Origin of the sequence: Mesorhizobium sp. M1338 (genome assembly GCF_040318045.1) — a bacterium.
Lineage (GTDB): Bacteria > Pseudomonadota > Alphaproteobacteria > Rhizobiales > Rhizobiaceae > Mesorhizobium.
Genome location: NZ_JAMYLL010000021.1, coordinates 18,478 through 32,574, shown reverse-complemented (window position 1 = coordinate 32,574; position 14,097 = coordinate 18,478). Strand labels below are relative to the sequence as shown.

15 protein-coding genes are annotated in these 14,097 nt (G+C 63.0%); 11 read left to right on the top strand and 4 right to left on the bottom strand.

All coding sequences use genetic code 11. The features are described from left to right. The first annotated feature begins 100 nt into the window (after nucleotides 1-100). The 3 genes from NKH19_RS19035 (at nucleotide 101) to NKH19_RS19025 (ending at nucleotide 3,569) form a co-directional block, all read left to right on the top strand. Nucleotides 101-1,849 (top strand): tetratricopeptide repeat protein, encoded by a 1,749-nt coding sequence (locus tag NKH19_RS19035; RefSeq protein ID WP_352865958.1) that lies wholly within the window; start codon nucleotides 101-103, stop codon nucleotides 1,847-1,849. 183 nt (nucleotides 1,850-2,032) lie between these two features. Beyond that, complete coding sequence (locus tag NKH19_RS19030; protein ID WP_352865956.1) at nucleotides 2,033-2,836, top strand: alpha/beta fold hydrolase; 804 nt, start codon at nucleotides 2,033-2,035, stop codon at nucleotides 2,834-2,836. A gap of 115 nt (nucleotides 2,837-2,951) precedes the next feature. Next, entirely contained in the window at nucleotides 2,952-3,569 is a 618-nt protein-coding gene (locus tag NKH19_RS19025; protein ID WP_352865954.1) for a hypothetical protein, read from the top strand. Here the strand turns inward: NKH19_RS19025 and NKH19_RS19020 are convergent. Continuing rightward, nucleotides 3,553-4,482, bottom strand: a complete 930-nt coding sequence (locus NKH19_RS19020) for a metallophosphoesterase family protein (RefSeq protein ID WP_352865952.1) — start codon at nucleotides 4,480-4,482, stop codon at nucleotides 3,553-3,555. The genes NKH19_RS19025 and NKH19_RS19020 overlap by 17 nt on opposite strands. 53 nt (nucleotides 4,483-4,535) lie before the next feature. Here NKH19_RS19020 and NKH19_RS19015 point away from each other — a divergent pair, with 53 nt between their 5' ends. Continuing rightward, nucleotides 4,536-5,030, top strand: coding sequence for an NUDIX domain-containing protein (locus NKH19_RS19015; protein WP_352865949.1), 495 nt, complete (start codon nucleotides 4,536-4,538; stop codon nucleotides 5,028-5,030). Nucleotide 5,031: 1 nt separating this feature from the next. Here NKH19_RS19015 and NKH19_RS19010 read toward each other — a convergent pair whose 3' ends face one another. Continuing rightward, a complete protein-coding gene (locus NKH19_RS19010) occupies nucleotides 5,032-6,024 on the bottom strand; it encodes a glutathione S-transferase family protein (RefSeq protein WP_352865947.1) in 993 nt (330 codons plus the stop codon). A 268-nt stretch (nucleotides 6,025-6,292) separates the two neighbouring features. Here NKH19_RS19010 and NKH19_RS19005 point away from each other — a divergent pair, with 268 nt between their 5' ends. The 6 genes from NKH19_RS19005 to NKH19_RS18980 all read left to right on the top strand — a co-directional run bounded on the left by NKH19_RS19005 (nucleotide 6,293) and on the right by NKH19_RS18980 (nucleotide 11,117). Further along, nucleotides 6,293-6,826, top strand: a complete 534-nt coding sequence (locus NKH19_RS19005; RefSeq protein WP_352865946.1) for a GNAT family N-acetyltransferase — start codon at nucleotides 6,293-6,295, stop codon at nucleotides 6,824-6,826. 62 nt (nucleotides 6,827-6,888) lie between these two features. Continuing rightward, nucleotides 6,889-7,650 (top strand): 3-hydroxyacyl-CoA dehydrogenase, encoded by a 762-nt coding sequence (locus tag NKH19_RS19000; protein WP_352865943.1) that lies wholly within the window; start codon nucleotides 6,889-6,891, stop codon nucleotides 7,648-7,650. 6 nt (nucleotides 7,651-7,656) lie between these two features. Then, the gene (locus NKH19_RS18995) at nucleotides 7,657-8,832 is read left to right on the top strand and encodes a CaiB/BaiF CoA transferase family protein (protein ID WP_352865941.1); all 1,176 of its coding nucleotides are present in this window, start codon (nucleotides 7,657-7,659) and stop codon (nucleotides 8,830-8,832) included. Nucleotides 8,833-8,866: 34 nt separating this feature from the next. Then, complete coding sequence (locus NKH19_RS18990) at nucleotides 8,867-9,646, top strand: HugZ family pyridoxamine 5'-phosphate oxidase (RefSeq protein WP_352866083.1); 780 nt, start codon at nucleotides 8,867-8,869, stop codon at nucleotides 9,644-9,646. A gap of 155 nt (nucleotides 9,647-9,801) precedes the next feature. Continuing rightward, nucleotides 9,802-10,146, top strand: coding sequence for an ArsR/SmtB family transcription factor (locus tag NKH19_RS18985; RefSeq protein ID WP_023760638.1), 345 nt, complete (start codon nucleotides 9,802-9,804; stop codon nucleotides 10,144-10,146). 167 nt (nucleotides 10,147-10,313) lie between these two features. After that, nucleotides 10,314-11,117 carry a TrmH family RNA methyltransferase gene (locus tag NKH19_RS18980; protein ID WP_352865939.1) on the top strand — a complete coding sequence of 268 codons (804 nt, stop codon included), beginning with the start codon at nucleotides 10,314-10,316 and terminating at the stop codon, nucleotides 11,115-11,117. A gap of 2 nt (nucleotides 11,118-11,119) precedes the next feature. On the opposite strand, the gene NKH19_RS18975 is transcribed toward NKH19_RS18980, so the two are convergent. Beyond that, nucleotides 11,120-12,250, bottom strand: coding sequence for a coiled-coil domain-containing protein (locus NKH19_RS18975; protein WP_352865937.1), 1,131 nt, complete (start codon nucleotides 12,248-12,250; stop codon nucleotides 11,120-11,122). Between the two features lie 252 nt (nucleotides 12,251-12,502). After that, the gene (locus NKH19_RS18970) at nucleotides 12,503-13,039 is read right to left on the bottom strand and encodes a DUF1134 domain-containing protein (RefSeq protein WP_352865935.1); all 537 of its coding nucleotides are present in this window, start codon (nucleotides 13,037-13,039) and stop codon (nucleotides 12,503-12,505) included. A 413-nt stretch (nucleotides 13,040-13,452) separates the two neighbouring features. On the opposite strand from NKH19_RS18970, the gene chpT reads away from it, so the two are divergent. Beyond that, entirely contained in the window at nucleotides 13,453-14,082 is a 630-nt protein-coding gene (gene chpT, locus NKH19_RS18965; RefSeq protein ID WP_352865932.1) for a histidine phosphotransferase ChpT, read from the top strand. The last annotated feature ends 15 nt before the right edge of the window (nucleotides 14,083-14,097 follow it).

The window sequence follows — 14,097 nt, the reverse complement described above, 5'->3', positions numbered from 1 at the left end:
CGGTGGGGTATGTGATCGCATAATGGGTGTATACTTGTGTGGCGGTGCGGGACCTATATGATCGCGCCTCAACCTGTGCCGACTTCGAGAGGATCGACACTTGCAGCATGCCACGCCTGCCGCCCCCGCAGTGCGCGAGACACTGGAGCGACTGCTTGCCAGCCAAACGTTCGGACGATCCGAACGCGCGCGCAAGTTGCTCCGTTATCTTGTCGAACGTGAACAAGCCGGAGAAGCCGACAGGCTCAAGGGCTTCTCCATCGCCATGGATGTTTTCGGCAAGGATGGCGATTTCGATCCGTCCACCGATGCCGTGGTGCGGGTGCAGGCAGGCAGGCTGCGCGAGCTTCTGCAGCACTATTTTGCCAATGAGGGCGTTGCCGAGCCTGTCCGCATCGCCATTCCGCGCGGCGGCTATGTTCCTGCCTATGAATTGAACGCCATAAGGCTGCCGGACCTGAAGCTGGACGGCGCTGCATCCGCCGATCGACCCAACGACGCCAGTGTGCCGGATGCGGCGCTGCTGACTTCCGCGACGCCCTCGCCCACGCCCTCGGTGGTGCGCCATCTCCGTTTCTTCTGGATGGCGATCGCCCTGGTCATCGCCATGCTGGGTGTACTGATCCTTCGTCAGGGCGGGAGTGCCTTGCTGACGGGCGGCGATATGTCGGCAACGCTCGAGACCGCCCGCGCGACCGGAAGCATCGCGTCATCGGCAATGGCTGACGACCTGCCGCAAGTCTATATCGGCCTCAAGGCCGAGGGCACGTACGCCAGCCGTGTCGCCGCGTCGCTGCGCGCCGGCTTGAGCGGCTTCGATACGATCGACTTCATCGGCCGCGACACCGTGGCCGATCCGGCCGAAGATGCCACAAACTTCATATTCGACATCCTGCCCGGGCCGGACACGGGCGACATCACGATCGAACTGCAAAGCATGGCGTCCGGACGGGTGCTTCTTTCGCGCAATCTGACCGCTGCCGACAGCGCTCCTGCCGCGATCGAAGACCGTATCGCCGACATGCTGAGTTCAGCGCTTCCCGCCTCGGGCACGATCTACAACTATATCGAGCAGACCGGTGCGCCAAATGGTCTGACGCAATGCCTGCTGCTCAACGACAAATATTATCTCGACCAGAACGCCAGAACCCATGAGGCTGCCTATCGGTGCCTTGAGAAGCTGGCCAATGGCGGCACGAAATCCTCGCTCGTCTATTCGGAACTGGCCTCCCTGCATCTCGAGGCGGTCTCCGATCACTATACCTATCCGCCCAATGCGACGATCGAGAAGGCGGTGGAGTTTGCCCATCGCGGCGTGCAGATGGGGCCGACCAGCCCTTATGCGCATCGCTCCTACGGCTACGTCAGTTCGCGCCTCGGCAATACGGACGAAGCGATCCGCTGGATGCGCAAGGCCTACGAACTCAATCCCTACGACCTCGGCATGGCCGCTGCTTACGGCTATGGGCTGATCTTCGCCGGCCGATACGCGGAGGGAACGCCGATCCTTGACCATGCAGCGGAGACCTTCAGCGGGCACTCGACATGGTGGGATTACGGGGTATTCGTCGGTGAGTTCATGCTCGGCGACATGAACAAAGCCATCGCGGCCAGCATGGCGTTGAGAACGACGGCAACGAAATCGCACTATCTGGCGGCGCGGCTGATCGGCGCCAAGGCCGCCGGACAGGACCATCTGGTGAGCACGCTGCTGAACCAACTGACCACCGAGTTCCCTAAATTTGCCGCCGATCCACGTGCGACCTTCGTCGAGCGGAAATATCCAGCCGACTTGACCGACCGGCTGGTCAAGGCGCTGCGCGCGGCCGGGCTCGGCAACCCAAGCTGACACCAATCGACATCCGCGGATTGGGCGCCACGTTCCAGTGGATTTGATCGCCACTACCGGCTGGTCGCCGAGTTCTGTCCGCAATCGTACAAATCGCGAAAATTTTACTGGCCATCACGCTAGACTCGGAGCAATTCAGCACAATTAGTGTCGCGCATCCCGCAATAACAAAAATCAGTTTTCATGACTGCATCGCTTTTTGCCGCCGAACAAGGTGTTGGCTCGAAAGCCATCGTCCTGCTGCATGGTTTCGGCGGTTGCCACGATGTCTGGCGCGAGGTGATTTCCTCCCTGGCGCCTGCAACGCACACACTGGCCTATGATCTGCCGGGGCATGGGCTGTCGCTCGATTTTCCCGCCGCTGGTCCGGCCAAGGTGGCGGCAAGGGCCGTGCTCGCCGATCTCTCGGAGCGTCGCCTGAGGCGCGTTCATCTCGTGGGCCACTCGATGGGCGGTGCGGTGGCAATGCTGATGGCGTTGGCCGAGCCCGGAAAAGTCGCTTCGCTGACGCTTCTGGCGCCGGGCGGCATTGGCCCGGAGATCAACGGACCCCTGTTGCGCCGCTATGCCGGTGCAGCGGATCGGTCCGAGATACGGTTCTGCCTCGCCGCCATGTCGGGACCATCAGCCCGGCCGCTCGATCACACCGTGGACACCCTCTGGGAAATGCGCAGGCGGCCCGGCCAGTTGGAAAAACTCGTCGAGATCGCAGCCGCCATGACCATGGACGATCGGCAAGGCGTCATCCCGCATGATCGTTTCGATGGGCTGAACATACCCGTGATGGTGGCGTGGGGAACCGACGACGCGGTGCTGCCCTTTACCCAGGCGCATGATCTGCCGACGCATTTTCATGTGCACCATGTGCTGGAGGCCGGCCACATGCTGGCCGAGGAAGCACCCGGCCTCGTCGCCGAGATCATTCGCCGCAACACCAACCGCCGCGCCAGGCCGCATCGCCAGAAATTCGCGGCGGCGGCCAACTGACCTTTTTTCGCGCACAGCAACCTTCGTGCGCGCCTCAATCCCGTCCATCTCTCCAGTGCATTTTGCCGGCGGCTGTGTTAACGCCATGTTAACCAAACCCGCGAGGCAAACGCCGATGAAGGAAGCAGGCGAGAAGACCGTCGACCAGTCGAACAAGCTGTCCGATGCCATCCGTGATGTGAAAAATGCCTTCGCCGACCGCGATGACGTCGTCGTCGATATGCGCGAGGCGCATCGCATGCGCCTCGATCTGCTCGCCGCCGATCTGGCGCCGGTTTTTGCCGATGTTCCGGCCGACATGGACAATTTCGACTTTGTCGTCTCGTCCGGCTTGCAGCCGCGCCTGTGGATCGACGCCGTCAGCCATGTCGCCATGGGACGCGACCGCCGCACCTATCGCTTCCTCAAGGACACCCGCATCGGCCGGGTGGTGCTTGCCGAATCCACCGAGATGAAGTCGGTTGCCGATTCCGTGACGCGCTATGTCGCCGAGCGCATCGTCGAGCGTCAGAGGATGATGGAAGGCGGGGTCGAGCCGGCTGTCGCCGGCATGAAACGCGCCGATGTAGCGGAAGCCGAACCGCCGCTGCGCCCAGTGACGAGCAGCAACGGCTGGTCGGCCTTTCTGTCCGGGCTTGGCCTGATCGCCGCCGGTGCCCTGGTCGGCCTGGTGGTGTCGGTCGTCTTGTTCTGGGACCGTATCGCCGCCATGATTATCAGCTTGCGGCCATAACGGCTCCGGGCTCCGTGCCAAGCTCCAGCGTCTGCAGGTCGGATGGCGGTATGGACGGCCCGGTCAGGCCGCGCCGCGTCAGCCGTATCCGCCAATTGCCCTTTTCGCCGTCGATGTCGAACAGATTGTACTGCGCCGCCGGGTGCTTGCCGCCCGGTGCCTGGCCTGCGGCAGCAACGCCGACCGCCGGGATCCTGACGCCTCTACCGCCGATGAAGAACAGCGACGGCAGATGCGAATGGCCATGCAGGACAAGTTCGGCACCATGACGCCGAATGATCTTGTGAAAGCGGGCGATACCGAACAGCCGCTTGTGCTGCGGGACCGCGCCGCGCACCGGCGGATGGTGGATCATGATCGCCCGAAACAGCCCTTGTTTGGCCGTTGCGTCGAGCAGCTTGCCGAGCCGGGCCGCCTGACCTTCCATGAAGAAACCGTTGGCCATGAAGGGTGCCGTGGCGCGTGCCGTCGAGACGCCGATCAGGGCGACTTCGCCGCGCACCCGCAGATAGGGGAACGCGTTGCGGTCGACCGGCGTGTTGACGCCGTCGCCGCTCATCCACGCCGCCCAGGATCGGCAGACCTTGTCGAAGGCCCCGGGCACATAGGCATCGTGGTTGCCCGGAACGACCGAAACATCATGCGGCGGTCCCAGCGTCTCCAGCCAATGCCTGGCCATCTCGATCTCGCCGTCGAGCGCCAGATTGACCAGGTCGCCGGTGACGGCAAGGTGGTCAGGCGTGTTCGCCTTGATGTCGGCGACGATCGTGTCGATGACGGCGTCATGCATATGGCGGCGGCGGTTGCGCTGCCAGTTGACGTAGCCGAGCACGCGCTTGGAGGCGAGATCACGATAGGATACATCGGGGAGCGGCCCAAGATGGACATCGGAAATATGCGCGAGCCTGAACATGCATCCTTCATAGGCGACCCGCGCTTGGCTTTCCAGCCACGGTTTCGGGCCTGATGGTGAAGCCTGAAGATGCCTTCCGCCAGACCGGCTGGGCGGGTCTGAGGGCCAGGCTGTTCCATCTCCATTTCGTGCTGCGGCGGCCGATGACGCTCGGCGTGCGCGGTCTGATCCACGACATGGCGTCCAATTCCATCTTCCTCATTCGCCACACCTATGTGCCGGGCTGGCAGCTTCCCGGCGGCGGTGTCGAAGTCGGCGAGACGCTGGCCGAGGCGCTGGCACGCGAACTGGCCGAGGAAGGCAACATCGCACTGACATCACCGCCGATGCTCAAATCGATGCATTTCAACCGCCGCGCCAGCCGGCGCGACCACGTCGGCTTCTACGTGATCGAGCACTTCAGCCAGACGGCGCCAAAACTCCCGGACCACGAGATCGCCGAAGCCGGCTTCTTCCCCCTCGACCGCCTGCCCGAGAAAACGACGCCGGCGACGCTGCGGCGGATCGCCGAGGTTTTTGGCGGCGAGCAGCCCTCGCCTTACTGGTAGATCAAGCCGCCGCCCTGCTGAACCGCGCCCGGTCATGCCGTGCGCCATAATCCAGTTTCGGCCCGACGGGCACGATCCGCGTCGGATTGATCGTTTCGTGGCTGCCGTAATAATGCGCCTTGATGTGGTGCAGGTTCACGGTCTCGGCGACACCAGGCACCTGGTAGAGATCGCGCAGATAGTTGGACAGGTTCGGGTAATCGGCGATACGGCGCAGATTGCATTTGAAATGGCCGACATAGACCGGATCGAAGCGCACCAGCGTGGTGAATAGCCGCCAATCAGCTTCCGTGAGGCGATCGCCGACGAGATAGCGTTGCTTCGACAGCCGGCCTTCCAGCGCATCGAGCGCGGAGAACAGCTCTCCGAATGCTTCTTCATAAGCGGCCTGCGTGGTGGCGAAGCCGGCGCGATAGACCCCGTTGTTGACTGCGGGATAGACCAGTGCGTTGACCTTGTCGATTTCGCCGCGCAGCGCCTGCGGATAGAAATCGAGGCTGGCATCGCCCCATTCGTCGAAAGCCGAATTCAGCATCCGGATGATCTCGGAAGATTCGTTGGAGACGATGGTTTGCTCCTTCTTGTCCCACAGCACCGGCACCGTCACCCTGCCCGAATAGTCAGGATCGGCCTTGGCGTAGATCTGGTGCAGGAAGTCGAGGCCGTAAAGCGTGTCGCCGGTGGCGCCGTCCTCGGCCACGAACGTCCAGCCGTTGGCGCCCATGAAATGATGCACCACCGACATCGATATGATGCCTTCCAGCTTCTTCAGCGCGCGAAAGATCAACGTCCGGTGTGCCCACGGACAGGCAAGCGAGACATAGAGATGATAGCGGCCGGGCTCGGCCTTGAAGCCGCGCGTTCGGCCTTCGGCCGCCGCCCCGTCAACGGTGATCCAGTCGCGCCATTGCGACTGCGTCCGCACGAACCTGCCGCCGTTGTCCGCGGTATCATACCAGCGATCCTGCCACCTGCCTTCAACCAGCAATCCCATGCAAATCTCCTTGCGTCCCATTGGCCTATTTAAGCGCAACATTGGCCTGTCGAAGACGTCAGGTGCTGAACAGACCGTCACTTGGCCGAAACGACGGACAAAAACGGCCGATTGCAGCGGCGGAAAATTGATGCTAGCGGACAATCCGCATGTTCGACTTTGCTTTGATCCGGTTTGACCGACGACGAAAGGGCGCCCGCGCTTAGCGCTGACTGGCGAATGCTGCCGTTTGCAGCAAACCTTTCCTCCTTACCGGAACGCAAAGACCATGAGCCTTGCCGACGTAAAATACCTGCCGGAAACCCCGGCGCACGACCTCCAGATCGAAGCCATCAACGACGAAGCCTTCGGGCCCGGCCGCTTTGTGCTGGCCGCCTACAAGATCCGCGAAGCCGGAGGGCACGAACGCTCGTTGTCTTTTGTCGCCGTCGAGGGCGACATCGTCGTCGCCTCGGTGCGCATGACCCGCATCGCCGCCGGCGCCGGTCGCGCGCTGATGCTCGGGCCGCTTGCGGTGCGGCCGGCCTTCAAGAATCTCGGCATCGGCCGCCGGCTGGTGGCGATCGCGCTGGAGGCCGCCGCCAAGACCGGTGCGCCCGCGATCATGCTGGTCGGTGATGAACCCTATTACGGTCCGCTCGGTTTCAAACGGATCCCGCGCGGCCAGATTTCGATGCCGCGCCCTGTCGATCTCGACCGGTTGCTGTCGCACGAGATCGTGCCGGGCGCGGTCGCCAGGCTCTCGGGCGAGGTCTGTCACGCCGATCAGGCCAGGGTTGCCGCGATCGCGGCGATGGCTTGACCTTCCCCATCGATCTGGCGCCTGATCCGTTCCACTGTTCCTGAGATCAAAAGGATGACGCCATGAACCCGAACGGCCAGATCGCGATCGTTACCGGCGGTGGCTCCGGTCTTGGCGAGGCAACGGCGCGGGCGCTGGCCGCCAAGGGCGCCCGCGTCGCCATCTTCGACGTCGGTATTGACCGCGCGGCCAAGGTCGCGGCCGAGATCGACGCCATTGCCGTCCAGTGCGACGTCAGCAGCGCCGACAGTGGGACAGCTGCACTTGCCGACGTCGCCGACAAGCTTGGCGAGCCGCGGATCCTGGTCAATTGCGCCGGCATCGCCATAGGCGTGAAGACGATCGGCAAGGATGGCCCCCATCCTCTCGATCAGTACCGCAAGGTGATCGAGGTCAATCTGATCGGCACGTTCAACATGATCCGCCTCGTCGCCGAGCGCGCTTCAAAGCTCGAGCCGCTGCAAGGTGGCGAGCGCGGCGTCATCGTCAACACCGCCTCTGTCGCCGCCTATGACGGCCAGATCGGCCAGGCCGCCTATGCGGCGTCCAAGGGCGGCGTCGTCGGCATGACGCTGCCGGTGGCGCGCGACCTTGCCCGTTCAGGCATCCGCGTCTGCACCATCGCGCCCGGCATCTTCAAGACGCCGATGATGGCCGGCATGCCGCAAGAGGTGCAGGATTCGCTGGGCGCCGCCGTCCCCTTCCCGTCGCGCCTGGGCGAACCATCCGAATATGCCGCTCTCGCCCTGCACATCATCGAGAACCAGATGCTGAACGGCGAGACCATCCGCCTTGACGGCGCCATCCGCATGGCGCCGAAATAGACGGACATGAGCACCGGCCCGTCCGCTGCCGGCAAGACCGGCCCGCTTGCCGGGCTGAAGGTGATCGAGATGGCCGGGCTAGGCCCCGTGCCGCTGGCCGGCCTGATGCTGTCGGAGATGGGCGCCGAAGTGCTGCGCATCGAACGGACGGGGACCAGCCAGCCGCCCTTGCCGCTCCCGGATGAGTACAACATCGACCGCCACGGCCGCGCCATCCTGCGTCTTGACCTGAAGCGCCGGGAAGGCGCCGATCTGCTGCTGCGCCTTGCCGAAAACGCGGACATGTTGCTCGAAGGGTTTCGCCCCGGTGTCATGGAGCGGCTTGGCCTCGGCCCGGAGGCGGTGCTGACGCGCAACCCGGCGCTGATCTACGGCCGCATGACCGGCTTCGGCCAGGACGGCCCGCTCTCCGGCCGCGCCGGTCACGACATCACCTACCTCGCCTATTGCGGCGTGCTGCACGCAATCGGCCACCCGGACGACCGCCCTGTCCCGCCGCTCAACCTCGTCGCCGACCATGGTGGTGGCGCCATGATGCTGGTAGCCGGCCTGCTGGCCGCGCTGTTCCAACGCTCGCGCACGGGCAAGGGCGAGGTCGTCGACGCCGCGATGGTCGAAGGCGCCTCGATGCTGGCGGCGCCCCTGCACGCCTTCATGGCTGCCGGGTTGTGGAGCGACAAGCGCGGCGCGAACCTGCTCGACTCCGGCGCCCCCTTCTACGACACCTATGAGACATCGGACGCACGCCATATCGCCATCGGCTGCCTCGAGCCGCAATTCTTCGCCGAATTCGCCAGACTGTTGCCGCTCGATGAGCGCTTTGTGTCCGGCCAGTACGACAAGGCGCTGTGGCCGCCGATGCGCGCGGCCATTGCCGATCGGGTCCGGCGGAAATCACGCGACGACTGGGACCTGCTGTTTGCCCAAACCGATGCCTGCGTTGCTCCTGTCCTGTCGCTGCATGAGGCGAAGCAGCACCCGCACAATCGGGCGCGCAACGCCTTCGTGATGGCGGGCGCACTTGAGCGCCCTGCCCCGGCGCCGCGTTTCTCCGGCTCACAGCCGACACCGGCGATCAGGCCCGCCGACAGCGATCTCGCCCCGTCGAAGGTGCTGGCACGTTTCGGGTTTTCGAAAAACGAGATCGACGACCTTGCCAAATCCGGTTTGTTTGACAGATAATTGGAGAAAGAAAATCCACTTATTGAGTGATGCCTTGGACGAGCCGAAGAAGGACGTGATCCGCGAGACGGACGCCGAAGCGATCCGGCTGGCGAAGACGCTTCTGCGCAACGCCCGCTTTGGCGCGCTGGCGGTGATCGAACCGCAAACCGGCTCACCGCTGGCCAGCAGGGTCGGCGTGGCCACCGACATCGACGGCGCGCCGCTGATCCTGGTGTCGATGCTCTCGGCGCACACCGGCGCCCTGCTTGCCGATCCGCGCTGCTCCCTTTTGCTTGGCGAACCCGGCAAGGGCGACCCGCTTGCGCACCCGCGCCTGACACTGGTCTGCCGGGCGGCACGGCTCGATCGCGGATCAAGCGAACACGCCCGCGCCGAGCGCCGTTATCTCAACCACAATCCCAAGGCGAAACTTTACGCCAGTCTCGGCGACTTTTCGATCTTTCGCCTCGAGCCGCAACGCGCCAGCCTCAATGGAGGTTTCGGCAAGGCCTATCATCTCGATCGGTCGGATCTGCTCACCAGCGGGCCGATCGTCGAGGAGCTTGCGGCGAGCGAGCAATCCGCCATCGATCACATGAACGCCGACCATCTTGACGCAATCGCCGTGTATGCCCGGCATTTCGCGACAGCATCCGCCAACGGCTGGACCATTACCGGCTTCGATGCCGATGGCATGGATCTGGTATCGGGTGATGACACTTGCCGGGTTTTCTTCCCGCAACCCCTGGTGGCAGCGCGCGAATTGCGACACGTTCTGGTCGAGATGGCCAAGAGCGGCCGGGCCTCGGTCGACGCCGGAGACTGGACTTAATTATGTTTGATCAAAAGCAACACTTGAGATTTAAATGAAATGCTCTACCTTTTGCTGGTGGCGCTGAATCGCCAGCGCCGGTTGACAAGTGAGTTTATGGAATCAGACGCCATTGCCCCCATGGCGTCGGGATGAACAAGAAGCATGGGGCATCAATGGTCTCGACAAAGCTAATCGTCAACGCCGAATCCGCGGCCGAATTTCTCATGCTGATGGGCAATGAGAAGCGGCTGTTGATCATGAGCTATCTCGCCGACGGTGAAATGTCGGTCGGCGCCATCGCCGAGAAGGTGATGCTCAGTCAATCGGCATTATCCCAGCATCTGGCCAAGTTGCGTGCGCTCGACCTCGTCGACACCCGCCGTGACAGGCAGATGATTTACTATTCCTGCAAATCCGACGCCGTGCGCGAACTGCTTGTCATGCTGGACGGCATTTTCGGCAGCGGCAAGGATGACTTGTCCCAGATGGCGCACCGTTTGCGCCGTGCCGGAACCTGACCGTCCTGTAGCCGCCTCGCCGGCGATTTCAGAGCCGACATGCGCTATCAGGGCGCATGGAGCTAGCTGACCGTCCCGAATTGTCGCATCGTGCTTTCCGAACCCAAAGGTGAGCGCCGGGAAATCGGCCCGGATTTTCGAGCCGATGCGACGGCGGCGAGGAACGCATGGACCCTATTCGCATCGACGACCCGCAAGATCCGCGCGTCGCTGCCTATCTCGACATCCGTGAGCGCGATCTCGCCGGCCGGCAAGGCCGCTTCGTCGCCGAAGGCAAGGTGGTGCTGGACCTGCTGTTCTCGGCCGGACGCTTTGGCGCCGAATCGGTTCTGGTTCTGGAGAACCGGCTCTCCGGCCTCGAGAGCATCCTGCGCAAGGCGCCGGCCAACCTTCCGGTCTATGTCGCCACCAGCGCGGTGATGGACGCAATCGCCGGGTTTCACATGCATCGCGGCATCCTGGCCATGGGCCGCAAGGGGACGCCGCGGTCCGCCGAGGCCCTGATCGATGCCTTGCCGGCCGGGGCACTGGTCGTGGTGCTCGTCGGCATCGCCAATCATGACAATATGGGTTCGATCTTCCGCAACGCCGCCGCCTTTGGTGCCGACGCCATACTGCTGGACGCGACATGCTGCGATCCGCTCTACCGCAAGGCGATCCGCGTTTCAGTCGGCGCCGCGCTCAAGATCCCTTTCGCGTCGTTCACCGACGCCGCCGGCTTCATGGCAATGCTTGGCCGGCGGAACTTCGAACAATTCGCACTGACGCCACGCGGGCGGACCGACATCCGCGATGCGCAAAGGAGCGAACGCCTGGCACTCTATCTCGGCACTGAGGGCGAAGGCTTGCCGGACAGCCTGCTCGCGCGCTTGCACACCGTGCGGATCACCATGTCGAAAGGTTTCGACAGCCTGAATGTCGCAGCCGCATCAGCCATCACCCTGCATCATTTTTCGGCAAAAGAGACCTGATTTCAGCTTGTCGCGTCAGCCTTCTGCAGCGCCCGCACGCGGTCGGCAAGACTCCGGTTGCCGGAGCGTACATCCGAAGGGGCCGCCAAGGCCTTGTCGATCGGCGAGCCAGGCCCTTCGAGCTTGGCCGTCAGGTGGACGACCTCCGCCGCCAGTTCGTTCATCTGCTCGCGCAGGGCGGAGCTGACCTCCGCGGGATTGGACGCGGCCAGCGCTGTGAGATCCGCCTTCAGCCGCTTGTTCTCGAGCGCCAGCGCCGTCAGCCTCGCCTCTAGCCGCTCACGATCGCTGTCGAGCTTGGCGATCGCTTTGTCGAGGTCGTCGCTTCTGGCGGTTTCGCCAGCCTTGCCGACCAGCCGCAAGTCCGGTGCGCTGTCTTCGCCTTTCGATTTTTCTCGCATGCGCGCCAGTTCCTTTTCGCGGCGTTCAAGCTTGTCCTCGCGGTCGGCAAGCGTCGCCAGCAGCCGTTCGACCTTCTTGTCGAGCTCAGCGGTCCTTTTCTTCTCGGCTTTCAGCGCTTCGCGTGCTGCCTTGCTTTCGGCCGCGATCTCCTGGCCGCGCCTGTCCGCCTCCTTGCGCTGGCCCCGCAGCAGCGCAATGTCGCTGGCGAGTTTCTGCATTTCGGATTCGCGCGCGACGAGCTCGATTTGCCGGCTGCTGGAGGAAAAACTGGCGTCGTCATACATGCGCTCCAGCTTTTCCAGCTCGAGCGCGCGTTTTTCCAGCTTGCGTTCGGTTTCCTTGAGTCGCTCCGAAAGCTGCCGCAACTCGCTCTCGCGTTGATGCAACGCCTCGGTCGTGACGCCGAGCTCGGTCAGCGCCTGGCTTTTGTCCATGCGCTCGACCGCCAGCCCCTTCAGGGCCTCACGACCGCGATTGATCTCCACGAGTTGCTCAGCTGCCTTCTCGCGCAACGCCTTGACGATGATTTCGAGGCGGCGCGTCGACATGGCGTACTCGGCGCGGATGCGATCCTTGTCCGCTTGGATTTCGGTTTGCGTCAGGGGGATCGAGCCTTCGATACGTCGACGCGTCAGGGTGACGGCGCGACGCCATATGGCCGGAGCCACCATAAGCGCCAGAAAGCCGGCGCAGAGAAAGCCGAGAACGAAGAACAGGACCGACTGGACCAAGTGACTACCCGTTGTGGACGGCAACCATCAAACCAATGCATGTCGTCCAAAAAATGAGAACCGGTTTGGCGCAACGACATGCAACAAGATAAAACCAAAAACGCGTCGAGCGCTTTTGACCGTGCCACGTTGACATGGCGGAAATCCAGCGTTGCGGCAAGGGCTTGCCGCAACTTGACGGGTTTAACGCTTGTCGCCCAAAAGTGGCCCGGTTTTGGGCTAGCGACATGCATAAAGCCAAAGACCTTTAGCTCAGAACGGATTCCACGTCGCGCGCTCGGTAAGCTTCAAATAGCCGAGATTGACGCCGAGCCGGGCACCGACGCCGGTACGGATCGGCACCAAAATCACATTATTGTTCTTCAGCACGTTGAAGCCGACACCTGCCACCACATAGGCCGAGCCGGCGACGCCGCCATAGCGGTTGTAGAGGCTGCCCACATCATCGAGATTGTAGACCAGCATCATCACCCGTGAGCCCTCGCCGCCGAAGTCCCAGCCGAGCGACGGGCCTTGCCAGAATACTTTGTGATCGCCGGCATTCTTGGTGTAGAGCGTGCCTTCGCCATAGGTCAGACCGCCGATCAGCGCGCCCGAGCCCTCCTCGCCCAGCAGATAGCCGTTGGGCAGGCCGTAGGAAGCAAAGATCTTCTCGACGACCGTGGCGAGCCCGCCCGATGTCGCGCCGAAGAACTTGTGACCGGAATCGACAATCTCCTGAGCGGTGTATTCCTGGGCCCGTAGGGCTGAAGTCGAGAAGGCGAGAACGCCCATGAGCGCAATCGCCATTGAGATGACACGAACAACCGTCCGGTCTGGGACACGGAAAAAAGTCCGGCCATAGAATCGGGAAAACATGCTTCCAATCTCCGTCAGGGAGCACCTTCGCCGACGCCTCGCACCCCGTACGGCTCTTTTAGCCGGCCGTTAAGGGTAACTGTTACGGGCAAACTATGCCGTAATCCTTTTTCAACCATTAAGCTCCCACATGAACATGGCGGTTCAAAGGCTGTTTAGGGTCGCTCAAGTGGGGTCGGCAGCCTTCGTGAACGCCATTTGCCATAGCCACAATTTGGATTTGTTGCTGCACGCACGGACGCTGTGTATTCAGAAAGTCCGAGGAGAGAGAGCGTGATTCGTGTGGGCAGGCGACGATCGATCGCTCGGCCATGAATTGTAAAATTTTGCTGGGATTTTCGCCGATGGCCGATCTGTTCACCCTTTCCGCACCCGATCTGGCGGCGCTTTTGTGCAGCCGGGTCTGCCACGACATCATCTCGCCGGTCGGCGCGATCAACAATGGGCTCGAACTGCTCGATGAAGGCGGCGCCGACGAAGACGCCATGAAGCTGATCCGTCAGAGCGCCCGCAACGCTTCGGCCCGCCTGCAGTTCGCCCGCATCGCCTTCGGCGCCGCCGGCTCGGCCGGCATGCTGATCGATACCGGCGATGCCGAAGCGGTCGCCATCGCCTTCCTCAAGAACGAGAAGCCGGAACTGACCTGGAACGGGACCCGCGCGCTGCTGCCAAAGAACAAGGTCAAGCTGCTGCTCAACCTGATCCTCGTCGCCAACGCCGCCATTCCGCGCGGTGGCAAGCTCTCGGTGACCCTGGAAAACCTCGAGACCGAGCCGCGTTTCGCGCTCGCCGCGGCTGGCCCGATGCTGCGTGTGCCGCCGAAATTCCTCGAACTGCATTCCGGCCACAAGCCGGAAGAACCGATCGACGCGCATTCCGTGCAACCCTATTACACGCTGCTTCTGGCGCGCGAAGCCGGTATGACGATATCGATCCACGCGACGCCTGAAGAAATCGTGTTTGCGGCGGTCTGATAGCGCGGTCGAGAA

Coding starts and splice junctions, on each gene's coding strand:
- NKH19_RS19005 (WP_352865946.1), top strand. CDS start 6,293: ATGAGCCTTGCCGACGTAAAATACCTGCCGGAAACCCCGGCGCACGAC.
- NKH19_RS19000 (WP_352865943.1), top strand. CDS start 6,889: ATGAACCCGAACGGCCAGATCGCGATCGTTACCGGCGGTGGCTCCGGT.
- NKH19_RS18970 (WP_352865935.1), bottom strand. CDS start 13,039: ATGGCGATTGCGCTCATGGGCGTTCTCGCCTTCTCGACTTCAGCCCTA.
- NKH19_RS19015 (WP_352865949.1), top strand. CDS start 4,536: ATGGTGAAGCCTGAAGATGCCTTCCGCCAGACCGGCTGGGCGGGTCTG.
- NKH19_RS19010 (WP_352865947.1), bottom strand. CDS start 6,024: ATGGGATTGCTGGTTGAAGGCAGGTGGCAGGATCGCTGGTATGATACC.
- chpT (WP_352865932.1), top strand. CDS start 13,453: ATGGCCGATCTGTTCACCCTTTCCGCACCCGATCTGGCGGCGCTTTTG.
- NKH19_RS19030 (WP_352865956.1), top strand. CDS start 2,033: ATGACTGCATCGCTTTTTGCCGCCGAACAAGGTGTTGGCTCGAAAGCC.
- NKH19_RS18980 (WP_352865939.1), top strand. CDS start 10,314: ATGGACCCTATTCGCATCGACGACCCGCAAGATCCGCGCGTCGCTGCC.
- NKH19_RS19025 (WP_352865954.1), top strand. CDS start 2,952: ATGAAGGAAGCAGGCGAGAAGACCGTCGACCAGTCGAACAAGCTGTCC.
- NKH19_RS19020 (WP_352865952.1), bottom strand. CDS start 4,482: ATGTTCAGGCTCGCGCATATTTCCGATGTCCATCTTGGGCCGCTCCCC.
- NKH19_RS18995 (WP_352865941.1), top strand. CDS start 7,657: ATGAGCACCGGCCCGTCCGCTGCCGGCAAGACCGGCCCGCTTGCCGGG.
- NKH19_RS18985 (WP_023760638.1), top strand. CDS start 9,802: ATGGTCTCGACAAAGCTAATCGTCAACGCCGAATCCGCGGCCGAATTT.